This is a genomic window from Mitsuaria sp. RG (assembly GCF_028369275.1).
Lineage (GTDB): Bacteria > Pseudomonadota > Gammaproteobacteria > Pseudomonadales > Pseudomonadaceae > Aquipseudomonas > Aquipseudomonas peradeniyensis.
In genome coordinates this window covers 11,972-31,638 of sequence record NZ_JAQMYQ010000030.1, presented here as the reverse complement: position 1 = coordinate 31,638, position 19,667 = coordinate 11,972, and the positions used below count along the sequence as shown (strand labels likewise).

Below are 19,667 nucleotides of genomic sequence, written 5' to 3'. Positions count from 1 at the left end.
CCATGGATGGCGCGAGGTTTCACCCCCAGGGGCCGCGCCGTATATACTGCGCGCCAATGTTAGTGGGAGAGCCTCGTGGCCATCGAAATACACTGGATCCGTGACGACCAGACCCTGGCCGAACACTGCCGAAGCTGGCGCGAACAGCCCTTCGTGGCCCTCGACACCGAATTCATGCGGGTCGACACCTTCTACCCCAAGGCCGGCCTGATCCAGATCGGCGTCGGCCAGTGCGCCTATCTCATCGACCCCCTGCTGATCCGCGACTGGCTGCCGCTGGCCGGATTGCTCGAGGACAGCGGCGTGGTCAAGGTGCTGCATGCCTGCAGCGAAGACCTGGAAGTATTGCTGCGCCTGACCGGCAAGCTGCCCCAGCCGTTGTTCGACACCCAGCTGGCCGCCGGCTACCTTAACATCGGTTTCTCCATGGGCTATTCGCGCCTGGTGCAAGAGGTGCTGGGGCTCGAATTGCCCAAGGGCGAGACCCGCTCGGACTGGCTGCAACGCCCGCTGTCGGACACCCAGGTCAGCTACGCCGCCGAAGACGCCGTGCACCTGGCCGAACTGTTCGACGCCCTGCGCCCGCGCCTGTCGGATGACAAGTACGCCTGGGTGCTGGAAGACGGCGCCGAACTGGTCGCCGCGCTGCGCCGCGAAGTCGAGCCCGAAACCCTGTACCGCGACGTCAAGCTGGCCTGGAAGCTCGGTCGCCAGCAACTGGCCGTGCTGCGCGAACTGTGCGCCTGGCGCGAGCGCGAGGCCCGCAGCCGCGATGTGCCGCGCAACCGCATCCTCAAGGAACACTCGCTGTGGCCCATGGCCAGGAGCCAGCCAGACAGCCCGTCGGCGCTGGCGAAAATCGACGAGATGCATCCGCGCACCATCCGCCAGGACGGTGAGCAGCTGATCCAGCTGATCAAGCGCGCCGCCAGCCAGCCCCAGGAGCAGTGGCCCGAGCCGCTGCCCGAGCCGCTGCCGATCGAAGCCGCCGGCATTCTCAAGCGCCTGCGCGCCATCGGCCAGGCCGAAGGCGAGCGGCTGGGCATCGCCCCGGAACTGATGCTGCGCAAGAAAGCCCTCGAAGCCCTGCTCAAGAGCGGCTACCCCGACGGCCCCTATCAACTGCCCGATGCGCTGCGCGGCTGGCGTCGCGAGCGCATGGGCCAGGCCCTGCTGGACGACCTGGCGGGCGCCGGAGATTCCCGATGAAACGTATCTGCTCGATCTACAAGAGCCCACGCAAGAACGAAATGTACCTCTACGTGCTCAAGGCCGAGGGGCTGGAGCGTGTGCCTGAGGCGCTGCTGCCATTCTTCGGCAAGCCGGTGCATGCCTTCGACCTGGTGCTGACGCCTGAGCGCACGCTGGCCCGCGAGGACATCGCCAAGGTGCTGGAGAACCTCGACAAGCAGGGCTACCACCTGCAGATGCCGCCGCCGGATGACGACTACATCGAGCACCTGCCCGAAGAACTGCTGCGCCGCAACGACCCGGCCTGATCCAGGCACGGTCCCCTCTCTGATTGCGGCCCGCCTGGCGGGCCGCTTCCGTTGTTTGCCAAGGTTGTGTTTCACATGCGCGTTCTGATCGCTGAACAGGATCATGCCAACTATGCTCGCCTGCTGGGCGAGGCGGCGCCGGACCTGGAGGCCCTAACCAGCGGCGACTCCGCCGAACTGGCACGCCTGGCCCCCGACTGCCCGGTGTGGCTGGGCCAGCCGGACCTGCTGGCCAGCCTGTTGCGCCAGGGCCACAAGCCCCGCTGGATGCAATCGACCTGGGCCGGTATCACGCCGTTGCTGGCCGACGGCCTGCCACGCGACTACCGCCTGACCCGGGCGGTGGGCATCTTTGGCCAGGTGATGGCCGAGTACATGCTGACCTATATGCTTGGGCATGAGCGCGATGTGCTTTCGCGCCTGGTCAGCCAGGTCGAAAGGCGCTGGGATGACCGTCCTGGGCGGACCCTGGAGGGACGGCGGGTGCTGATCGTTGGTACCGGCGACATCGGCCAGCGCGTGGCGCAGTTCCTCGTGCCGTTCGGTGTCATCCTGCAAGGCGTGGCCAGCAGCGCCCGCGAGCAGGCGCCCTTCGTCGAAGTGGCGGGCCTCGACCAGTTGCCGCGCCTGGTCGGCCAGGCCGACTACGTAATCAACCTGCTGCCCGATACCCCGGCCACCCACGACCTGTACGATGCGGCGCTGTTCAAGTGCTTCCGCCCCAGCGCCTTGTTCATCAATGCCGGGCGTGGCGTGGCGGTGGTCGATGCCGACCTGGTCGAGGCGCTCAAGCAGGGCCACCTGGCTGGCGCGGTGATCGATGTCTGTCGCCAGGAACCCTTGCCCCAGCGCCATCCGTTCTGGACCGCCTGGGGGCTGCTGCTGACCGGGCACAGCTCGGCGCCGACCTCGCCGACGGCGATGGTGCGGTTGTTCGTCGCGAATGCGCGGGCGTATGTGGCGGAGCAGGCACTGCGGGGCGAGGTGGATTTCCAGCGAGGCTATTGACCTGAACCGGCCTCTTCGCGGGTAAACCCGCTCCCACAGGGATATCACCGCTCACAAGAGCAGTGACACACCTGTGGGAGCGGGCTTGCCCGCGAAGAGGCCGGCCCAGGCGACAGAGAATTACAGGCTGAATTCACCCTCGGCCGCCAGCTCGCTCAGCGGCCGGCGCGGGCTCGGCACTTCGCGGGCCTGCAGGCCTTCGGCCAGGGTCGCCTTGTCACCCAGCTTGCCGATCGCCACCATTGCATGCAGCGCGTAGCCCTCGGGAATTTTCAGCTCGCGGCGGGCCAGGTCCTGGTCGAAGCCGGCCATGCCGTGGCTGTGCCAGCCGCTGATGCTCGCCTGCAGCGCCAGGTGGCCCCAGGCCGAACCGGTATCGAAGGTGTGCCACAGCGCAGGCTTCTCTTCATCGGAGCCGGGCGCGGCGAAGGTGGTCTTGGAGATGATCAGCACCAGGGCCGAGGCGTGCTGCGCCCAGCTGCGGTTGAACTCGTTGAGGATGCCCAGGTAGCGCTCCCAGCTTGGCGTATCGCGGCGGGCGTAGAGGAACCGCCACGGCTGCGAGTTGTAGGCCGAAGGCGCCCAGCGCGCGGCCTCGAGGAAGCTCAGCAGGGTTTCCTGGCTGATCGGCTCGGCGGTGAAGGCGCGGGGCGACCAGCGATTGATGAACTGCTCGTTGATGGCATAGTCGGCGATGCGTGGGGTGGCGCTCATGGGTGCTCCTGCAAGGGCGGGGGAAAATACCGCACGCTACTGCGTCCGGTGAGCACTGACAAGCGGTCTGGCGTTGCCGCCGGACTGCCTCTAGACTGGCGCCGCCGCGCGCCGCGGCTTGACGTTGACTGCAGGAAACCGTGTGATGATCGCCGATACCGCGCCCTTCTGGCGGCGCAAGACCCTCGACCAGCTCGATGACCAGGAGTGGGAGTCGCTCTGCGACGGCTGCGGCCTGTGCTGCCTGCAGAAACTCGAGGACGAGGAAGACAACAGCGTCTATTACACGAGCATCGCCTGCAAGCTGCTGGACCTGCAGACCTGCCAGTGCAGCGACTACCCCAATCGCTTCGAACACGTTCCCGACTGCATCCAACTCACCCCCGGCAAGGCCGACCAGTTCAAGTGGCTGCCGCCCACCTGCGGCTATCGCCTGGTCAGCGAAGGACAGGACCTGCCGGCCTGGCACCACCTGATCAGCGGTGATCGCCAGCAGGTGCACGAGCAGCGTATTTCCCGGTCGGGGCGCATGCTCAGCGAAAACGACGTGGATGAAGACGACTGGGAAGACCATCTGATCTTCCGCGCGGGTTGAGTGTCCGGGAAACAAGGAGTTTTTTATGCGTCGCCCGTTGTTGCTGATTGTCGGCCTGCTGGCCAGTTCGCAGGTCCTGGCGAAGAAAGTCGACCTCGATTATCAGGTGCGCCTGCTGCCGCAGAGCGGCCAGGCCGAGGTGCGCCTGACCCTGGCCGACGGCAGCGCGGTGCGCAGCCTGGACTTCGACCTGGGCAAGCCCGGTGCCTACAGCGATTTTCTCGCCGATGGCCAGTGGCAGGTGCAGAACGGGCGTGGCGTCTGGCACCCGGCGGCGGGCAAGACCAGCCTCAGTTACCGTGTGCTGCTCGACCAGCAACCCCGAGGCGCCGCCCATGAGGCACGCATCACGCCGCACTGGGCGCTGTTTCGCGGCGACCAGCTGGTGCCGCCGGCGCGCCTCGACCAGCAGGACGGCACCGAACTGGTCTCGCGGCTGACCTTCGACCTGCCGGCGGGCTGGAAAAGCGTCGAAACCGCCTGGCCACGCATCGGCCGGCAGAAATTCCGTATCGACGATGTGTCGCGGCTGTTCGACCGCCCCACCGGCTGGATGCTCGCCGGCAACCTGGGCAGCCGTCGGGCGCGCCTGGGCGACACCGAGGTGACCGTGGCCGCGCCGCAGGGCCAGGGTATGCGGCGCATGGACACGCTGACCTTGCTGACCTTCGTCTGGCCGCAGTTGCAGGCGGTGTTCCCGCGCAACCCGCCGAAGCTGCTGCTGGTCGGTGCCCGGGACGAGATGTGGCGGGGCGTGCTGGCTGGCAACAACTCGCTGTACCTGCACAGCACGCGCCCGCTGGTCAGCGAAAATGGCTCCAGCCCGGTGCTGCGCGAACTGGTGCAGTTGTTCGCCCAGATCAACGACCGCGACGGCAGCGACTGGCTGGGCGAGAGCCTGGCCGACTACTACGCCACCGAGCTGCTGCGCCGCGCTGGCGGCATGAGCGATGATCGCTACGAGGCGCTGCAGGCCCGTCAGCACAAGCTGGCGGCCAAGGTGACCCACCTGAAGGGTGCCAAGGCCGATGCCGCGCAGGTGGCCCGTGGCGTGCTGCTGCTCCAGGCGCTGGATCGCGAGATTCGCTTGCACCACCACGACAAGCGCTCGCTGGACGACGTCGCCCGCGCGCTGATGCGCCTGTCGAGCGTCAGCACCGAGGAGTTCGTGCAGATCAGCGAGAACGTGCTCGGGCGACAGTCCGAGGTGTTGCAGAGCAAGGTATTGCGCTAGGCGCAGGATCTATCGCGGGGCAAGCCCGTTCCCACGCCCCCGGACATCATTTTGAACGTGGGCTCGTGGGAGCGGGCTTGCCCCGCGATGCTTTCAACCGCCGGTCACCGTCGCGGTACGGGTCGCCGCCTCGGCGCTGGCCTTCAGCGCCTTGAGCTCGGCAGCGCCTCGTTCTATGTCGCGATGCAGGCGCAGGTATTCGGCGCGATGGCGCAACCACCACGCCTTGGTCGAGCAATGCCCGCTCACGCCACGGGCCAGCGCCAAGCCGCCGACGGCAACCTGCAACATCCCTATCAGGCCACCGTGGCGCAGCCCCTTGCTGATCATCAACGCGCCCCCAGCCAGGGAGCTGACGCGCTCCAGGCCGTGGACATTGTGTTTCGGTGCGTCCGTTGTCCAATGGGTATCGTGCATTGCCAGATCTCCTCAGGTTGGTGATATCCAGCAGACTTTGACCAGCGTGCAAGCGTTCAGTGTAATTTTCCGCGTGGTTGTCCCGGTCAACTTCGAGGCTATCCTGAGCAAGGTTGGTTTATAACACTTGGCTGTGGGTGCCGTTGGCGAGCATGTTGGTTGTAATGAAAATTTTGATCAGCGTATTTAATCAGTCGTGACATGGTTTGGCTGCCGTGGCTGAACGACTGTGGAGAATTTCTAAGTTTCGATGTTTCTGTTGCTGTTGTTGTTGTTGTTGTTGTTGTTGTTGTTGTTGTTGTTGTTGTTGTTGTTGTTGTTGTTGTTGTTGTTGCTGTTGTTCTTTTGCTTTTGCTTCTAAGCGCGCGATATCCCAGGCGATACAAGTTGCGACTTCAGGAGGCCGAACGCAGGGCTTGCGGAGGGAGGTGACGGGCATGGATGCCCGTCAAGCGCTGCGCCCCAGGATGGGGCGTTCAGCGCGGTCCTCCCGGGAGCAAGCCCGGAGTGAGGGGACCCCGGAGCGAAGCGTAGGGGCCGGATGAATGGAGCGAGGATTTTTTGGTTCCTTTTTGATCCTTCAAAAAGGGACCCGCCGGAAGGGCGGAAAGGTGACTATGCGTCACCATCGCAAATGAATGCGCATATAACTTTCAAAACACATGCTCTAAAAGTCAAAGTCAAAGTCAAAGTCAAAGTCAAAGTCAAAGTCAAAGTCAAAGTCAAAGTCAAAGTCAAAGTCAAAGTCAAAGTCAAAGCTAAATGCAGTCGGCGTCGGTTTTAATAGTTGTAAGTGCATTCATTTGCGATGTCGACACATAGTCACCTTTTCGCCCTTACGGCGAGTTCCTTTTTGAAGGATCAAAAAGGAACCAAAAAATCCTCGCTCCATTCATCCGGCCCTGCGCTTCGCTCCGGGTCCCCTCACTCCGGCCTTGCTCCCGGGAGGACCGCGCTGAACGCCCCATCCTGGGGCGCAGCGCTTGACGGGCATCCATGCCCGTCACCTCCCTCCGCAAGGCCTGCGTTCGGCCTCCTGAAGTCGCAATTTGTGTCGCCTGGGATATCGCGCGCTTAGAAGCAAAAGCAAAAGCACAACGGCAACGGCAACGGCCTACGGTAGCGTTTATTTCGCCGCGTAGACGCCAGGATTGCACGGGAGCCGGATTGGGGAGCGCAAGGCGTGAGGGCTACTTGAACTTCGGCCCCGAGCGGGTATTCAAGCCTTTGGCCATGCGGTCGTACAGCACCACATTCACCGTCGCCGCCAGGTTCATGCAGCCTTCTGTCGGGATGTAGATCGTCTCTTCGCACCAGCCCCGCACGTCTTCACTCAACGAGCCATCCTCGGGCCCGAAGATGTAGATCGCCCGGTCCGGGTGGGTGTACTCAGGCAATGGCCGTGCGCCTTCCACCAGCTCCACGGCCACCGGGGTGCAGCCCAGGGGAATGATGCGCTGCAGGTCGTCGATGCCGATCAGCGGGATGTCGTAGTGCACACGCTTGGTGTCGGTGACGAAGTCGCGGGCGCGCTCATAGCGCTTGCCGGTGTAGAACACCGAATTGACGCCATAGCAGCCCGCGGCGCGCATCACCGAGCCTACGTTTTCCGCGGATTTTGGGTTGAACAGGCCGATGCAGCTGTACCGTTTGTTCGCCACGTGTCGGGGCCCTTCGCAAAAAAAGAGCGCGATTATACGGGCTTGACGGCACGCCGGGGGCGCGAATCGACGTTCAGTCCTTCTTCATCAGCGCGGCCAGGTTGGCGAACGGGTTGTGGGTGGCCACGGCGACTTTCGGCGTGCTCAGCGAGCCTTCGCTGAAATACTGCTGGTCGGTGTAGCGGGCGTGCTCGTTGTCGTGGCAGTACAGGCACAGCAACTCCCAGTTGGAGCCGTCCTGGGGGTTGTTGTCGTGGTTGTGGTCGCGGTGGTGCACGGTCAGTTCCGACAGGCGCTTGCCGGAGAACTCGCGGGTGCAACGACCGCAGACGTGGGGATATATCTTCAGCGCCTTGTCGCGGTAGCCCATTTCCTTGTCGCGCTTGGCGTCGGCGAGGATGCGGTCGAGGCGGGCGGTGGCGTCGGAGGTGGAGCTCATGGTGTTACCTTTTTTCTGATCAGGGCAATGACGGTTATGCCTTTGAGTCTAGCGCGCCTGTGGGGCGGGCGGACAGGCAAAATCGCGCCATTGGGCGTAGCCTGTAGGGAGGTTTCTGACAGGAGGCTGCCGATGTTGCATGCGATCCTCGCCGCGCTGTTGCTTGGCGCTGTATCCACGGCCGACGCCGCGGGCCAGCAGCGGCCGCTCACGACGGTCCCCGGGGCACCCGGCACCGCGACGCCGACACCTTACCCGCAGATCACCCCGAGCACGCCGCCCAAGGCCGGCGCCAACCGGCCGGGCGCGCCGCTGTTGCCGCCGATGCCGCTGCCGGGCCCACCCAAGGACCAGCCGTTGCCCGGGCTGAGCCAGGACCCGCCGAAGCCGCCTGACAAGGGGCGCTAGACCTGCTGTGCCAGGCGCTGGCCATCCTGCATGCGCAGGCGTTTTGACAAGGCCACGGCGAGGGCGCGGATGATCCGTGCGGCGATGCGCGGCGCTTCGTTGAGCATCTTTTCCAGCGCGTCCTTGCCCAGGGTCAGCAGTTGGCAGTCGCTGGCCGCCGCGCAGGTGGCCGAGCGGCGTTCGCCATCGAGCACGGCCATCTCGCCGAAGGCCCGGCCCTTGCGCAGGGTGGCGATCTCCACCTGGACGCCGTTGCCGTCGGTCTTGCGCACCGAGACCACGCCGCGATGGAGGATGCACATGAAAGTGCCGGCGTCGCCTTCGCTGAACAGGGTCTGGCCCTGGGCGACGGCGGTGAGGCTGAAGTAGCCGGCGGCGGCGAGGAAGTCACCGGGCTGCAGGGTGTCGAACAGGCCGCAGTCCATGAGCATGTCGCGGATCTCGGCGTTCAGGTGCTGGGTGTCGGGCATGTGTTGTTCTTCTTCGAATGTCTGGAAAGCGCCACAAACTGCTGGGTAGGTAGTGAGGCATCGTGGGAGCGGGGCAAGCCCGCTCCCACGTCAGCTTGACGCTATGACAACGAAAATCGCGTTTTACGCCACGCCCAGCTCATTGAAGACGAACGCATACTCCAGCGCCACGTCGCGCAGCCCCTGGTAGCGCCCGCTCATGCCGCCGTGGCCCGCGCCCATCTCGGTCTTGAGCAGCAGCAGGTTGTCGTCGGTCTTGCGCGTGCGCAGGCGCGCCACCCACTTGGCAGCCTCCCAGTACTGCACGCGGCTGTCGTTGTAGCCGGCGACCACCAGCAGCGCCGGGTAGGCCTGCGCCTTGACGTTCTCGTAAGGGGCGTAGGCCTTGATCCGTTCGTACACCTCAGGCTCCTCGGGGTTGCCCCATTCGTCGTACTCGGTGACGGTCAGCGGCAGCTCGGGGTCGAGCATGGTGTTGAGCACATCGACGAACGGCACTTCGGCGATGGCACAGCGGAACAGCTCGGGGCGCAGGTTGAGCACTGCGCCCATGAGCAGGCCACCGGCACTGCCGCCGCTGATCGCCAAGCGCTCGCGGCTGGTCACGCCTTCGGCGACCAGGTGTTCGGCGCAGGCGATGAAGTCGTCGAAGCTGTTGTGCTTGTGCTCCTGCTTGCCGGCCCGGTACCAGGCCTCGCCCAGCTCGCCGCCGCCGCGCACATGGGCGATGGCGAAGGCCACGCCACGCTCCAGCAGGCTCAGGCGAGCGTGGGAGAACCACGGGTCAAGGCTCTCGCCGTAGGCGCCGTAGCCGTAGAGGTAGAGCGGCACGCACTTGCCCTCGTCGACACGGCGGCGCACCAGGCTGATCGGCACCCGCGTGCCATCCTTGGCCACCGCCCACAGGCGCTGGCTGACGTAGTCGTCGGCGTCGAAGGCGCCGAGCACCGGGGTCTGCTTGAGTACCTGCTGGTCACCCGTGGCCAGCTCCAGCTGGCGCACCTGGGCCGGGCGGTTGAGCGCTTCGTAGCGCAGACGGATGCGCGTGCTGGCGAATTCCAGGCTGTCCTGAACGTAAAGGCTGTAGGCGGCGTCTGGCAGTTCCACGCGGTAGGCCGGCAGGCCTTGCGGGTGCACTTCGATGATCGGCAGGCCGCCTTCGCGCAGGCTCAGGGACAGCGCCGTGGCATTGAGGCTCACCCCTTCGAGCATGACGTCGTCGCGGTGCGGTACCAGCACCTGCCACTGCGTGCGGGTCGGCACGCTGTCGGCCGGCGCGTGGTACAGGGCGAAGTTGATGCCGTCCTGGTTGCTGCGCACGAACCAGCGCCACTGGCCGTCGAGCTGGCCGTGGTCGGGGAAGTATTCATGGCCTTCGACCCGCGGCGCCAGGCAGGTGAAATCAGCCTGTGGCGTGGCGGCATCGAGCACCCAGGCCTCGCTGGTGGTCTTGCTGTTGAGCAGCAGCACCAGCTGGCGCTCGGAGCTGGCGCGGTAGCAGTGCAGGAAGAAGCGTCCGTCGGACTCCTCGAACACCGTGATGGCGCCAGCCTCGCCCAAGGTGTGGCGGCGCAGGCGCCAGGGGCGGTGGGTGTCGTCCAGTTCGGCGAAGAACAGCGTCTGGCTGTCGTTGGCCCAGGTCATGCTGCCGTCGCAGTCGTCGAAGGGCAGGGCGCTCAGCGCGCCGCTGGCCAGGTCCTTGACGTACAGGGTGTAGATCTCGTCGCCGCTGGTGTCCAGGCTGTAGGCCAGCAGGCGGTGGTCGGGGCTGACGCTGAAGGCGCCGAGGGAAAGAAAGCCGCCATTGGCCAGGGCGTTGGGGTCGAGCAGCAGCTCTTCGCGGCTTTCATCGACGGTGTTGCTGTCGTCGGCCGGGCGCGGGCAGCGGTAATGACGCGGGTATTCGTCGCCCGCGGTGGTACGGGTGTAGTAGAGGTACGGGCCCCAGGGCGAGGGCAGCGACAGGTCGGTCTCGAGGATGCGGCCCTTGATTTCTTCGAACAGCTGTTCACGCAGCGGCGCCTGGTCGGCGAGGACGGCTTGCTGGTAGGCGTTTTCCGCTTCCAGGTAGGCCAGGACCTCGGGGGTGTCGCGCTGCTGCAGCCAGGCGTAGGGGTCGGTGCCTTCGGCCTGGCGGGCGATGGGGGGGCGGGGGGCATTCGGCATGGGAGATCTCTTGGTTGGGGCCTCTGGCCTCTTCGCGGGTAAACCCGCTCCCACAGGTAAAGTGTTAGCCTGTGGGAGCGGGTTTACCCGCGAAGAGGCCCTGACAGGCTAGGGGCAGCCTGCGCCGGGAAAAGTGTTTATCATAGGCATCTCTTTGCCTGGCTTGCACCCACACCATGACCGAACACGACTATACCCTCGCCTGGGGCCTGTACGCCGTTGCCGCCCTGGGCTGCCTGCTGGTGGGCTTCAAGCTGACCGGCTGGATGTGGCGCTGGCTGCGCGAGCCGCTGCGGGTGATCATCGCCGTATTGCTGTTCTCGCCGACCATCGTCGACCCGGTCAAGGAAAGCTTCGCCCCGGCCATCGCCATCACCGCGCTGGACGTCGCCTTCAAGGTCGGCAACAACGCCTGGCGCGCCGCCTCCGACCTGGCCATGTACGGCATGCTCGCCTTTGCCCTGTACATCGTCTTCGTGCTGATCCGCTGGCCGCTGGAAAAGCGTGCCCGCGAGCGCCGAGCCCAGCGTGAGGCCGCCGCCCAGCGCCAGGCCAAGGAAGAAGACGAGGTCGTGGCCGAAGCGTCCCTGGCCGCCAACCGTCAAGACCGCTACCGCGACGATCCTCCGCCCGCCCCAGTACGCCGCTCCGGCCCCGGGCAGGGCCGCGTCGAACCCCGTCTTTAAGCCAGGAGCCGCAACATGTGCGAACTGCTGGGCATGAGCGCCAACGTCCCCACCGACATCGTCTTCAGCTTCACCGGCCTGATGCAGCGCGGCGGGCGCACCGGCCCGCACCGCGATGGCTGGGGCATCGGTTTCTACGAAGGGCGCGGCCTGCGTCTGTTCCAGGATCCGGCGGCGAGCAGCGAGTCGGAAGTGGCCAACCTGGTGCAGCGTTACCCGATCAAGAGCGAAGTGGTCATCGGCCATATCCGCCAGGCCAACGTTGGCAAGGTCTGCCTGTCCAACACCCACCCGTTCGTGCGTGAGCTGTGGGGCCGCAACTGGTGCTTCGCGCACAACGGCCAGTTGGGCGATTTCACCGGCCAGCGCACGTTCTACCGGCCGATCGGCGACACCGACAGCGAAGCGGCTTTCTGCGATCTGCTCAACCGCGTGCGCGAAGCCTTCCCCGAGCCGGTCGAGGTCGAGCAACTGCTGCCAGTGCTGGTCGAAGCCTGCGCCGGGTACCGTGGCCAAGGCGTGTTCAACTGCCTGCTCAGCGACGGCGACTGGCTGTTCTGCTTCTGCTCGACCAAACTGGTGCACATCACCCGCCGCGCACCGTTCGGCGCGGCGCGGCTGAAGGATGTCGACCTGATCGTCGACTTCCATACGCAAACCACCCCCAACGACGTGGTCACGGTGATCGCCACCGAGCCGCTGACCGAGAACGAGACCTGGAACCGCTACGAGCCGGGTCAATGGGGCTTGTGGCGGCATGGCGAATGCATTGCCCACGGCCAAAGCTAAGGACGCTGCATGTTCAGAAGTTACCTGCGTTTGCTGTTGTTCACCTTCGGCCTGCTGGCCGGTCTCCAGGTGCCGGGGCTGGTCAAGGACTACAGCCAGCGCGTCGAGGCGCACCTGCTCGAGTCGCGCCAGGCGCTCGACGGCTTCCGCCAGACCGCGCAGCGCTTCTTCAGCGGTGACCTGCAAGCGCTGGTGCGGCATTACCGGGGCAGTGACGATCCGGTGTTCATCAGCGATGCCAACAGCATCGAGAGCCTGCTGATCCGCAACCAGTTGCTCGAGCATGAATGGCAGGCCCTGCAAGGCTCGTGGGTGAGCCGCACCTGGCATGTGCTGGTGCAGCCGGAGCCGGCGCTGCGCGAGGAGACGCTCAAGGGCTACAGCTATCAGATCCTGCTGGTGCCCGAGGCGATTGGCTGGGGGATCGGCAGCGGGTTCGTGCTGGCGTTTGTGGTCGAGAGCCTGTTGTTGGTGATGGGTTGGGTGATTCTTGGCGGGCGGCGCAAGGTGGTGAAGGAAAGCTGGCGCTAGTTTTTCCGGCCCTGCACCAGCGTCGCTCAGACCAACACGATCCGCTGCCCGCCCACATCCCGCGCATAGCGCTCCAGCACCTGCCTGCACACGCCCACCACCTCGTCCACCAGCGCCACACCGGTCTGCCAGGCCACCACCAGCTCCAGGCTCGGCGGTGGCTGCAAGCCTTCCAGCAACACCAGCTCGCCACGGCTTAGTTCGCCATCCACCAATGCCGGCGGCAATGCGCCAATACCGAAGCCGTCGCGCAGCAGGCGGGTGATGGCCGCCACCGAGTTCACGCAGTTCAGGCGCGGCGCCTCGGCTCCGGCGGCCTGCAGCAGGCCGAGCACTTCCTGGTGCGGCCGCGAGTTCTTCGAGAAGGTGACGATGCGCTCGCGGGCCAGCTCCGCCAGCGAGGCGTAGGTACGGTGGTGCGGCGAGCCGGCGGCGACGATCCAGCCCATCGGGTAGCGCGCCAGGTCGTGGCTGCGGATCGACTGCTCGCGCAGCAGGTCGGTCTGCAGGATCACGTCGAGAAAACCCTTCTGCAGCTGTTCGCGCAGGTTCAGCGCGGTATCGGCCACCAGCTCGATCTCCACCTGCGGGTAGCGCTCGCCCAGCTCCGCCACCAGGGCGCTCATCCAGGTGTGGATGACCGTGTCCATCACCCCCAGGCGGATGCGCCCGGTCTTGGCCCGGTCGCTGTCCAGCGACTGTTTCATGGCCTTGGCGGTGTCGAGCATGCGTTCGGCGTACTCCAGCACCTTGGCGCCCTCTGGCGTCAGGCTGACCCCGCGGGAGTCGCGCAGCAGCAGTTTCACGCCCAGGTCGGCTTCCAGCGCGGCGATGCGGCTGGACACCGAGGCCTGGGTGGTGAACAGCTTCTCGGCGGTGAGGCGGAAGCTCCTGAGCCGGGCGACCCAGACGAAGGTTTCGAGGAAACGAAGGTTCATGATCAGTTTTTCTTGTTCCAGACAGGCGGTTTTTCTCGTTGGACGCAGGCGACGCGGCCTCTGAACATGAAGCCCAGGCCGCGACGCCCGACGTCGCCCATAGAACAATACCAACAAGCCGAGGCAACCATGAACCCGACCGGCGTGCAGCAGCAGGCCCCCGCCCGAACCTCGAGCGGCCCCTTCGCCTGGTACCGCGACATCGACTCCCAGCAACGACGCACCTTCTGGAGCTGCAAGATCGGCTACGGCCTGGACGGCATGGATACCCAGATGCTGAGCTTCGTCATCCCCACCCTGATCATGCTGTGGGGCATCAGCACCGCCGAGGCCGGGTTGATCCACACCAGCACGTTGATCGCCTCGGCCCTGGGCGGCTGGATCGCCGGCATCCTCTCCGACCGCATCGGTCGGGTGCGCACCCTGCAACTGACGGTGCTGTGGTTCGCCTTCTTCACCTTCCTCTGCGGCTTCGCCCAGAGCTACGAGCAGTTGCTGATCGCCCGCACCCTGATGGGCTTTGGTTTTGGCGGCGAATGGACCGCTGGCGCGGTGCTGATCGGCGAGGTGATCCGTGCCCAGGACCGCGGCAAGGCGGTGGGCATGGTGCAATCGGGCTGGGCCATCGGCTGGGGCCTCACGGCGATCCTCTATGCCCTGCTGTTCTCCTGGCTGCCGGCCGAGCAGGCCTGGCGCGCGCTGTTCCTGCTGGGCCTGCTGCCGGCGATCTTCGTGATCTTCGTCCGGCGCCTGGTCAAGGACCCGGAGATCTACCGTCAGGCCAAGGCCGTGGAACAGGCCGAGGCGCCTGCGCAGTTCTACGAGATCTTCGCCCCCGGCATGCTCTGGACCACGATCCGCGCTTCCTTGCTGACCACCGGTGCCCTGGGCGGCTACTACGCCATCACCTCGTGGCTGCCGACCTTCCTCAAGAACGAGCGCGGTCTGAGCGTGCTGGGCACCGGCGGCTACCTGGCGATGGTCATCGTCGGCTCCTACATCGGCTACGTGGTCAGCGCCTACCTGTGCGACCTGCTGGGGCGCAGGAAAAACTTCATCCTGTTCGCCGTGGGCTCGTTCGTCATCGTCCTGCTCTACACGCAGATGCCGGTCAGCGACGGGGTGATGCTGTGGCTGGGCTTCCCCCTGGGCTTCTTTGCCTCGGGCATCTTCAGCGGCATGGGCTCATTCCTCACCGAATTGTTCCCGACCCGGATCCGCGGATCGGGGCAAGGCTTCTGCTACAACATCGGCAAGGTGGTCGCGGCCATGTTCCCGCTGCTGATCGGCCTGCTCGGCGAGAAAGTGCCGTTGGGCCTGGGAATTGGCGCCTTTGCCGCGGTGTCCTACGGTGTGGTGATCGTGGCGGCCCTGAGCTTGCCGGAAACCCGCGGCAAAGCACTCCAGGCGCGCTAAGGTAGGCACCATGAACATTGATACGGAGGTCCGCCAGGTGAAACGCCTGCTACTCAATTGCGACATGGGCGAGAGCTTCGGCAACTGGCGCATGGGCCAGGACGCCAAGGTCATGCCATTCATCGACTGCGCCAACATCGCCTGCGGCTACCACGCCGGCGACCCGGGCACCATGCGTCGCACCGTGGCCCTGGCCCTGGAGCACCGGGTGGCCATCGGCGCGCACCCGGCCTACCCGGACCTGATGGGCTTCGGCCGCCGCTCCATGGCCTGCAGCAGCGACGAGATACGCGACCTGCTGCACTACCAGATCGGTGCCCTGGATGGTATCTGCAAGGTGCTCGGCGGGCGGGTGGCCTACGTCAAGCCCCACGGCGCGCTGTACAACGACATGATGGCCAACCCGGACATCCTGCGCACCGTGCTCGAAGCGGTGGCGGCGTTCGACAGCGGCCTGCCGCTGATGCTCATGGCTACCGCCGACGACAGCGCCGCCCAGGCCCTGGGCGACGAGGTCGGCGTGCCGCTGTGGTTCGAGGCCTTCGCCGACCGTGGCTACACCGCCAGCGGGCACCTGATGTCGCGGCGCCTGCCGAACGCAGTGCACCACGATCCGGCGCTGGTGGTCGAGCAGGCCTTGCGCCTGGCCAAGGGCGAGGCCCTGGTGGCAGACGACGGCAGCGACGTGCGCTTGAACGCCAGCACCCTGTGCGTGCATGGCGACAACGACGGCTCGGTGGCCGCCGTGCGCCAGATCCGCCAAGCCCTGGATGCACTGGAGCAAGCATGACGCCACGTATCGAAGCGGTGGCCATCGACAGCCTGATGGTGCGGCTGTTCGATGCCATCGATGAAGGCAACATGCCGTGGATCCTCGCCGCCAGCCAGCGCTTGCGGGAGGCTTTCGGCCAACAGTTGATCGACCTGGTGCCGTCCTACACCACGCTGATGGTGCAGTTCGACCTGGCGCCGGGCGAGGCGCGCCAGCGTATCCAGCACGCGCTGGAGGGCCTGCGGCCGGATGCCGGCCAGGCCGGGCGTCGGCATGAGATCCCGGTGTGGTACCACGCCAGTGTCGGCCCCGAGCTGCCGGTGCTGGCCGCGCGCGGCGGGATGAGTGAGGCCGAGGTGATCCGCCTGCATTGTGGTCGCGACTACCCGGTGTTCGCCCTGGGTTTCGCGCCGGGCTTCGGCTTCATGGGCCTGGTCGACGAACGCCTGGCCACGCCGCGCCTGAGCACCCCGCGCAAGCGCGTGGCAGCGGGCAGCGTCGGCATCGCCGAACGCCAGACTGCCGCCTATCCCGCCGTGTCGCCGGGCGGCTGGAACCTGATCGGTCGCACGCCGGTGCGCCTGTTCGACCGCGAGCGCGAGGGCTACAGCTTGCTGCAACCTGGTGATCGGGTACGTTTCGTGGCCGTTGAACGGGCCGAATTCATCAACCTGGGCGGTGATGACAGCCCGCTGGAGGCCCAGGCATGAGCCAATTGAGAGTCGAGGCCAGCACCGCGTTGTGCCTGTTGCAGGATGCCGGGCGTTTCGGTGTGCGGCACCTGGGCGTGACCCAGGGCGGCGCGCTGGACTGGGTGGCGATGCGTTGGGCCAACTGGCTGCTGGGCAATGCCCTGGACAGCGCCGTGGTGGAGATCGCGCTTGGCGGCTTCAGCGTGGTTGCCGAGCAGGACTGCGTGCTGGCGCTGGCCGGGGCCGACCTGGATGCGCAGGTCAACGGGCAGGCCGTGGCGCCCTGGACCCGCTTCAACCTGGGCAAGGGCCAGCGCCTGACGCTGCGTCAGCCTCGTCAGGGGGTACGTGCTTACCTGGCGGTGCCGGGCGGGTTTGTGGGCGAGCCGGTGCTGGGGAGTTGTTCTACCGTGGTACGGGAAGAACTGGGTGGTTTAGACGGCCAGGGCCGGGCGTTGGTGAAGGGCGAGGTGCTGCACGCTGCCGGGGCAGTCGTGGGGCAAGTCCGCTCCCACGTGCCTGAAGCGCTGCGACCGGTGTATGCCGAGAAGCCGGTATTGGACCTGGTGATGGGCGCGCAGATCGGTGATTTTGGCGGCACCAGTCTGTTCGAGGCGTTCAACCGTGACTGGACGCTGGACAGCCGGGCTGATCGCATGGGTATTCGCCTGCTTGGGCCACAGCTGGTCTACCAGGGCGCGCCGATGATCTCCGAGGGGATCCCGCTCGGCGCCGTGCAGGTGCCGCCGGACGGGCAGCCGATCGTGCTGCTCAATGATCGGCAGACGATCGGTGGGTATCCACGACTGGGGGCGTTGACGCCGTTGGCGCTGGCGCAGTTGGCACAGTGCATGCCGGGGTCTGCGGTGCGGTTTCGGGCGGTGGTGCAGGACGAGGCTTGGCGGGAGCAGCAGCTATACCTGCTCCGTTGGCGGTGAAGCTGCTGGCCCTTTCGCGGGTAAACCCGCTCCCACAGGTCCGATACAGCCCCCGAGAGTGGCGCTGTACCTGTGGGAGCGGGTTTACCCGCGAATAGGCCAGAACAGGCAACATCACTTGGACAGGTAACGCATCCCGTCTTCCAACCCCTGCAAGGTCAGCGGAAACATCCTGTCCTCGATCAGGTCCCGCACCAGGTGGGTCGAGGCGGTGTACTCCCAGGCCTGCTTCGGATACGGGTTGATCCAGATGATCTTCCTGAACTTCTCCATGAAGCGCTGCATCCACACATACCCGGCTTCTTCGTTCCAGTGTTCGACGCTGCCGCCCGGCTGGGTGATCTCGTAGGGCGCCATGGCCGCGTCGCCGACGAACACCACCTTGTAGTCGTCACCGTACTTGTGCAGCAGGTCGAAGGTGGAGAAGCGCTCGGAAGTCCGGCGCAGGTTGTTCTTCCACACCGACTCGTAGATGAAGTTGTGGAAATAGTAGTACTCCAGGTGCTTGAACTCGGTCTTGCAGGCCGAGAACAGTTCCTCGCAGACCTTCACGTGGGCGTCCATCGAACCGCCGATGTCGAACAGCAACAGCAGCTTGACCGTGTTGCGTCGCTCGGGGCGCATCTGGATGTTCAGCAGGCCTGCGTCACGGGCGGTGTGGTCGATGGTGCCGTCGATATCCAGCTCCTCGGCGGCGCCTTCGCGGGCGAACTTGCGCAGGCGGCGCAGGGCCAGCTTGATGTTGCGCGTGCCCAGCTCGACCTGGTCGTCGAGGTTCTTGTACTCGCGCTGGTCCCACACCTTCACCGCCTTGCCCTGGCGCTTGCCGGCCTCGCCGACGCGGATGCCCTCGGGGTTGAAGCCGCCGGAGCCGAACGGGCTGGTGCCGCCGGTGCCGATCCACTTGTTGCCCCCGGCGTGGCGCTCCTTCTGCTCCTCAAGGCGTTTCTTGAACTCCTCGATCAGCTTGTCCAGGCCGCCCAGGGACTGGATCTGCGCCCGTTCCTCGTCAGTCAGCGAGCGCTCGAACTCCTTGCGCAGCCAGTCGTCGGGAATCAGGGCCTCGATATGCCGGTCGAGGTTTTCCAAGCCCTTGAAGTAGGCGGCGAACGCGCGGTCGAACTTGTCGAAATGGCGCTCGTCCTTCACCAGGATGGCCCGGGCCAAGTAGTAGAAGGCGTCCATGTCGGCGAACACCACGCCCTTCTGCAGGGCATGGTGCAGGTCGAGCAGCTCGCGCACCGACACCGGTACCTTGGCCGCGCGCATTTCATTGAACAGGTTGAGCAGCATGGCCCGGCTCCTGTCAGCGGTTGCCGCGCCGGCTCATGAAGGCCAGGCGCTCGAGCAGTTGCACGTCCTGCTCGTTCTTGACCAGGGCACCGGCCAGCGGCGGGATGGCCTTGGTCGGGTCGCGTTCGCGCAGCACGGCCTCACCGATGTTGTCGGCCATCAGCAGCTTGAGCCAGTCGACCAGCTCGGAGGTGGACGGTTTTTTCTTCAGGCCCGGGACCTTGCGCACGTCGAAGAACACGTCCAGTGCCTCGCTGACCAGCGACTGGCTGATGTTCGGGTAGTGCACGTCGACGATCTGCTGCAGGGTGGCGCGGTCGGGGAAGGCGATGTAGTGGAAGAAGCAGCGGCGCAGGAAGGCGTCGGGCAGTTCCTTCTCGTTGTTGGAAGTGATGATGATGATCGGGCGTTGCTTGGCCTTGATGGTCTCGTCGATCTCGTAGACGTAGAACTCCATCTTGTCGAGTTCCTGCAACAGGTCGTTGGGGAACTCGATGTCGGCCTTGTCGATCTCGTCGATCAGCAGGATCACCCGCTCGTCGGCCTCGAAGGCCTCCCACAGCTTGCCCTTCTTCAGGTAGTTGCGCACGTCGTGGACCTTGTCCACGCCCAGTTGCGAGTCGCGCAGGCGGCTGACCGCGTCGTACTCGTACAGGCCCTGGTGGGCCTTGGTGGTGGACTTGATGTGCCAGGTGATCAGGCGGGCGCCGAAGGAGGCGGCGAGCTGCTCGGCGAGCATGGTCTTGCCGGTGCCCGGCTCGCCCTTGACCAGCAGCGGGCGCTCCAGGGTGATGGCCGCGTTGACCGCCAGCTTCAGGTCGTCTGTGGCGACGTAGTCGCGGGTGCCTTCGAACTTCATGAACCGATCCTCTGGGGTGGCTGGGCTCGCCTTATCGCGGGGCAAGCCCGCCCCGACAGGATTTGAGAGCAACCTGTGGGAGCGGGCTTGTCCCGCGATGAGGGCAGTGCAGCCAACGCATGGTTATTGATGTGTCAGCGAC

General features: G+C 65.6%; 23 protein-coding genes. 13 read left to right on the top strand and 10 right to left on the bottom strand.

Features of this window, described 5'->3' with window-relative positions:
• Window positions 1-75 precede the first annotated feature (75 nt).
• The 3 genes from rnd to POF53_RS17210 all read left to right on the top strand — a co-directional run bounded on the left by rnd (window position 76) and on the right by POF53_RS17210 (window position 2,507).
• Complete coding sequence (rnd, locus tag POF53_RS17220; protein ID WP_232857191.1) at window positions 76-1,209, top strand: ribonuclease D; 1,134 nt, start codon at window positions 76-78, stop codon at window positions 1,207-1,209.
• Entirely contained in the window at window positions 1,206-1,499 is a 294-nt protein-coding gene (locus POF53_RS17215; protein WP_110739238.1) for a YcgL domain-containing protein, read from the top strand. The genes rnd and POF53_RS17215 overlap by 4 nt, the downstream gene beginning before the upstream one ends.
• Before the next feature lie 75 nt (window positions 1,500-1,574).
• A complete protein-coding gene (locus POF53_RS17210; RefSeq protein WP_203651330.1) occupies window positions 1,575-2,507 on the top strand; it encodes a D-2-hydroxyacid dehydrogenase in 933 nt (310 codons plus the stop codon).
• 120 nt (window positions 2,508-2,627) lie between these two features.
• Here POF53_RS17210 and POF53_RS17205 read toward each other — a convergent pair whose 3' ends face one another.
• Entirely contained in the window at window positions 2,628-3,221 is a 594-nt protein-coding gene (locus POF53_RS17205; RefSeq protein WP_203651331.1) for a nitroreductase family protein, read from the bottom strand.
• Between the two features lie 145 nt (window positions 3,222-3,366).
• Here POF53_RS17205 and POF53_RS17200 point away from each other — a divergent pair, with 145 nt between their 5' ends.
• Together POF53_RS17200 and POF53_RS17195 are read left to right on the top strand one after the other, a co-directional pair.
• The gene (locus POF53_RS17200) at window positions 3,367-3,816 is read left to right on the top strand and encodes a YcgN family cysteine cluster protein (RefSeq protein WP_203651332.1); all 450 of its coding nucleotides are present in this window, start codon (window positions 3,367-3,369) and stop codon (window positions 3,814-3,816) included.
• A 25-nt stretch (window positions 3,817-3,841) separates the two neighbouring features.
• The gene (locus POF53_RS17195; protein WP_232857192.1) at window positions 3,842-5,050 is read left to right on the top strand and encodes a hypothetical protein; all 1,209 of its coding nucleotides are present in this window, start codon (window positions 3,842-3,844) and stop codon (window positions 5,048-5,050) included.
• 93 nt (window positions 5,051-5,143) lie between these two features.
• Here POF53_RS17195 and POF53_RS17190 read toward each other — a convergent pair whose 3' ends face one another.
• The 4 genes from POF53_RS17190 to POF53_RS17175 all read right to left on the bottom strand — a co-directional run bounded on the left by POF53_RS17190 (window position 5,144) and on the right by POF53_RS17175 (window position 7,567).
• A complete protein-coding gene (locus tag POF53_RS17190; protein ID WP_232857193.1) occupies window positions 5,144-5,467 on the bottom strand; it encodes a YgaP-like transmembrane domain in 324 nt (107 codons plus the stop codon).
• Window positions 5,468-5,657: 190 nt separating this feature from the next.
• Window positions 5,658-5,906 (bottom strand): hypothetical protein, encoded by a 249-nt coding sequence (locus POF53_RS17185; protein ID WP_498968670.1) that lies wholly within the window; start codon window positions 5,904-5,906, stop codon window positions 5,658-5,660.
• A gap of 751 nt (window positions 5,907-6,657) precedes the next feature.
• Complete coding sequence (locus POF53_RS17180) at window positions 6,658-7,128, bottom strand: RNA methyltransferase (RefSeq protein WP_028693028.1); 471 nt, start codon at window positions 7,126-7,128, stop codon at window positions 6,658-6,660.
• Window positions 7,129-7,201: 73 nt separating this feature from the next.
• Window positions 7,202-7,567, bottom strand: a complete 366-nt coding sequence (locus tag POF53_RS17175) for a YajD family HNH nuclease (RefSeq protein WP_232857265.1) — start codon at window positions 7,565-7,567, stop codon at window positions 7,202-7,204.
• A gap of 132 nt (window positions 7,568-7,699) precedes the next feature.
• On the opposite strand from POF53_RS17175, the gene POF53_RS17170 reads away from it, so the two are divergent.
• A complete protein-coding gene (locus POF53_RS17170) occupies window positions 7,700-7,975 on the top strand; it encodes a hypothetical protein (protein ID WP_028693029.1) in 276 nt (91 codons plus the stop codon).
• Here the strand turns inward: POF53_RS17170 and POF53_RS17165 are convergent.
• Both POF53_RS17165 and POF53_RS17160 read right to left on the bottom strand, forming a co-directional pair.
• Complete coding sequence (locus tag POF53_RS17165; RefSeq protein ID WP_232857266.1) at window positions 7,972-8,445, bottom strand: cyclic nucleotide-binding domain-containing protein; 474 nt, start codon at window positions 8,443-8,445, stop codon at window positions 7,972-7,974. The genes POF53_RS17170 and POF53_RS17165 overlap by 4 nt on opposite strands.
• A gap of 123 nt (window positions 8,446-8,568) precedes the next feature.
• Window positions 8,569-10,611 (bottom strand): S9 family peptidase, encoded by a 2,043-nt coding sequence (locus POF53_RS17160; RefSeq protein WP_232857267.1) that lies wholly within the window; start codon window positions 10,609-10,611, stop codon window positions 8,569-8,571.
• A 176-nt stretch (window positions 10,612-10,787) separates the two neighbouring features.
• On the opposite strand from POF53_RS17160, the gene POF53_RS17155 reads away from it, so the two are divergent.
• Genes POF53_RS17155 through POF53_RS17145 form a run of 3 tightly spaced genes read left to right on the top strand, consistent with a single transcriptional unit; the run spans window position 10,788 to window position 12,617 of the window.
• Entirely contained in the window at window positions 10,788-11,297 is a 510-nt protein-coding gene (locus POF53_RS17155) for a hypothetical protein (RefSeq protein ID WP_062360569.1), read from the top strand.
• A 15-nt stretch (window positions 11,298-11,312) separates the two neighbouring features.
• On the top strand, window positions 11,313-12,086 hold the full coding sequence (locus POF53_RS17150) for a class II glutamine amidotransferase (RefSeq protein WP_110739193.1): 774 nt from the start codon (window positions 11,313-11,315) through the stop codon (window positions 12,084-12,086).
• Between the two features lie 9 nt (window positions 12,087-12,095).
• Entirely contained in the window at window positions 12,096-12,617 is a 522-nt protein-coding gene (locus tag POF53_RS17145; RefSeq protein WP_498968665.1) for a DUF2937 family protein, read from the top strand.
• Between the two features lie 26 nt (window positions 12,618-12,643).
• Here the strand turns inward: POF53_RS17145 and POF53_RS17140 are convergent, their stop codons facing one another.
• Window positions 12,644-13,555 carry a LysR family transcriptional regulator gene (locus POF53_RS17140; protein ID WP_050706836.1) on the bottom strand — a complete coding sequence of 304 codons (912 nt, stop codon included), beginning with the start codon at window positions 13,553-13,555 and terminating at the stop codon, window positions 12,644-12,646.
• 129 nt (window positions 13,556-13,684) lie between these two features.
• Between POF53_RS17140 and POF53_RS17135 the strand changes: the two genes are divergently transcribed.
• The 4 genes from POF53_RS17135 to POF53_RS17120 are packed head-to-tail and all read left to right on the top strand — an operon-like array spanning window position 13,685 to window position 17,373.
• Window positions 13,685-14,971: an MFS transporter gene (locus POF53_RS17135; RefSeq protein ID WP_203651339.1), complete on the top strand. Its 1,287-nt coding sequence runs from the start codon at window positions 13,685-13,687 to the stop codon at window positions 14,969-14,971.
• A gap of 10 nt (window positions 14,972-14,981) precedes the next feature.
• Window positions 14,982-15,761 (top strand): 5-oxoprolinase subunit PxpA, encoded by a 780-nt coding sequence (locus POF53_RS17130; protein ID WP_028693037.1) that lies wholly within the window; start codon window positions 14,982-14,984, stop codon window positions 15,759-15,761.
• Complete coding sequence (gene pxpB, locus POF53_RS17125) at window positions 15,758-16,453, top strand: 5-oxoprolinase subunit PxpB (protein WP_232857269.1); 696 nt, start codon at window positions 15,758-15,760, stop codon at window positions 16,451-16,453. The genes POF53_RS17130 and pxpB overlap by 4 nt, the downstream gene beginning before the upstream one ends.
• Window positions 16,450-17,373, top strand: a complete 924-nt coding sequence (locus tag POF53_RS17120; RefSeq protein WP_232857270.1) for a 5-oxoprolinase subunit C family protein — start codon at window positions 16,450-16,452, stop codon at window positions 17,371-17,373. Before pxpB ends, POF53_RS17120 begins: the two co-directional genes overlap by 4 nt.
• A gap of 114 nt (window positions 17,374-17,487) precedes the next feature.
• Here the strand turns inward: POF53_RS17120 and POF53_RS17115 are convergent, their stop codons facing one another.
• Window positions 17,488-18,666 carry a vWA domain-containing protein gene (locus POF53_RS17115; RefSeq protein ID WP_050706827.1) on the bottom strand — a complete coding sequence of 393 codons (1,179 nt, stop codon included), beginning with the start codon at window positions 18,664-18,666 and terminating at the stop codon, window positions 17,488-17,490.
• Window positions 18,667-18,679: 13 nt separating this feature from the next.
• The gene (locus POF53_RS17110; protein WP_011535085.1) at window positions 18,680-19,525 is read right to left on the bottom strand and encodes an AAA family ATPase; all 846 of its coding nucleotides are present in this window, start codon (window positions 19,523-19,525) and stop codon (window positions 18,680-18,682) included.
• Between the last annotated feature and the right edge of the window lie 142 nt (window positions 19,526-19,667).

Coding starts and splice junctions, on each gene's coding strand:
- POF53_RS17215 (WP_110739238.1), top strand. CDS start 1,206: ATGAAACGTATCTGCTCGATCTACAAGAGCCCACGCAAGAACGAAATG.
- POF53_RS17210 (WP_203651330.1), top strand. CDS start 1,575: ATGCGCGTTCTGATCGCTGAACAGGATCATGCCAACTATGCTCGCCTG.
- POF53_RS17205 (WP_203651331.1), bottom strand. CDS start 3,221: ATGAGCGCCACCCCACGCATCGCCGACTATGCCATCAACGAGCAGTTC.
- POF53_RS17200 (WP_203651332.1), top strand. CDS start 3,367: ATGATCGCCGATACCGCGCCCTTCTGGCGGCGCAAGACCCTCGACCAG.
- POF53_RS17195 (WP_232857192.1), top strand. CDS start 3,842: ATGCGTCGCCCGTTGTTGCTGATTGTCGGCCTGCTGGCCAGTTCGCAG.
- POF53_RS17190 (WP_232857193.1), bottom strand. CDS start 5,467: ATGCACGATACCCATTGGACAACGGACGCACCGAAACACAATGTCCAC.
- POF53_RS17185 (WP_498968670.1), bottom strand. CDS start 5,906: ATGCCCGTCACCTCCCTCCGCAAGCCCTGCGTTCGGCCTCCTGAAGTC.
- POF53_RS17175 (WP_232857265.1), bottom strand. CDS start 7,567: ATGAGCTCCACCTCCGACGCCACCGCCCGCCTCGACCGCATCCTCGCC.
- POF53_RS17170 (WP_028693029.1), top strand. CDS start 7,700: ATGTTGCATGCGATCCTCGCCGCGCTGTTGCTTGGCGCTGTATCCACG.
- POF53_RS17165 (WP_232857266.1), bottom strand. CDS start 8,445: ATGCCCGACACCCAGCACCTGAACGCCGAGATCCGCGACATGCTCATG.
- POF53_RS17160 (WP_232857267.1), bottom strand. CDS start 10,611: ATGCCGAATGCCCCCCGCCCCCCCATCGCCCGCCAGGCCGAAGGCACC.
- POF53_RS17155 (WP_062360569.1), top strand. CDS start 10,788: ATGACCGAACACGACTATACCCTCGCCTGGGGCCTGTACGCCGTTGCC.
- POF53_RS17150 (WP_110739193.1), top strand. CDS start 11,313: ATGTGCGAACTGCTGGGCATGAGCGCCAACGTCCCCACCGACATCGTC.
- POF53_RS17145 (WP_498968665.1), top strand. CDS start 12,096: ATGTTCAGAAGTTACCTGCGTTTGCTGTTGTTCACCTTCGGCCTGCTG.
- POF53_RS17140 (WP_050706836.1), bottom strand. CDS start 13,555: ATGAACCTTCGTTTCCTCGAAACCTTCGTCTGGGTCGCCCGGCTCAGG.
- POF53_RS17135 (WP_203651339.1), top strand. CDS start 13,685: ATGAACCCGACCGGCGTGCAGCAGCAGGCCCCCGCCCGAACCTCGAGC.
- POF53_RS17130 (WP_028693037.1), top strand. CDS start 14,982: ATGAACATTGATACGGAGGTCCGCCAGGTGAAACGCCTGCTACTCAAT.
- pxpB (WP_232857269.1), top strand. CDS start 15,758: ATGACGCCACGTATCGAAGCGGTGGCCATCGACAGCCTGATGGTGCGG.
- POF53_RS17120 (WP_232857270.1), top strand. CDS start 16,450: ATGAGCCAATTGAGAGTCGAGGCCAGCACCGCGTTGTGCCTGTTGCAG.
- POF53_RS17115 (WP_050706827.1), bottom strand. CDS start 18,666: ATGCTGCTCAACCTGTTCAATGAAATGCGCGCGGCCAAGGTACCGGTG.
- POF53_RS17110 (WP_011535085.1), bottom strand. CDS start 19,525: ATGAAGTTCGAAGGCACCCGCGACTACGTCGCCACAGACGACCTGAAG.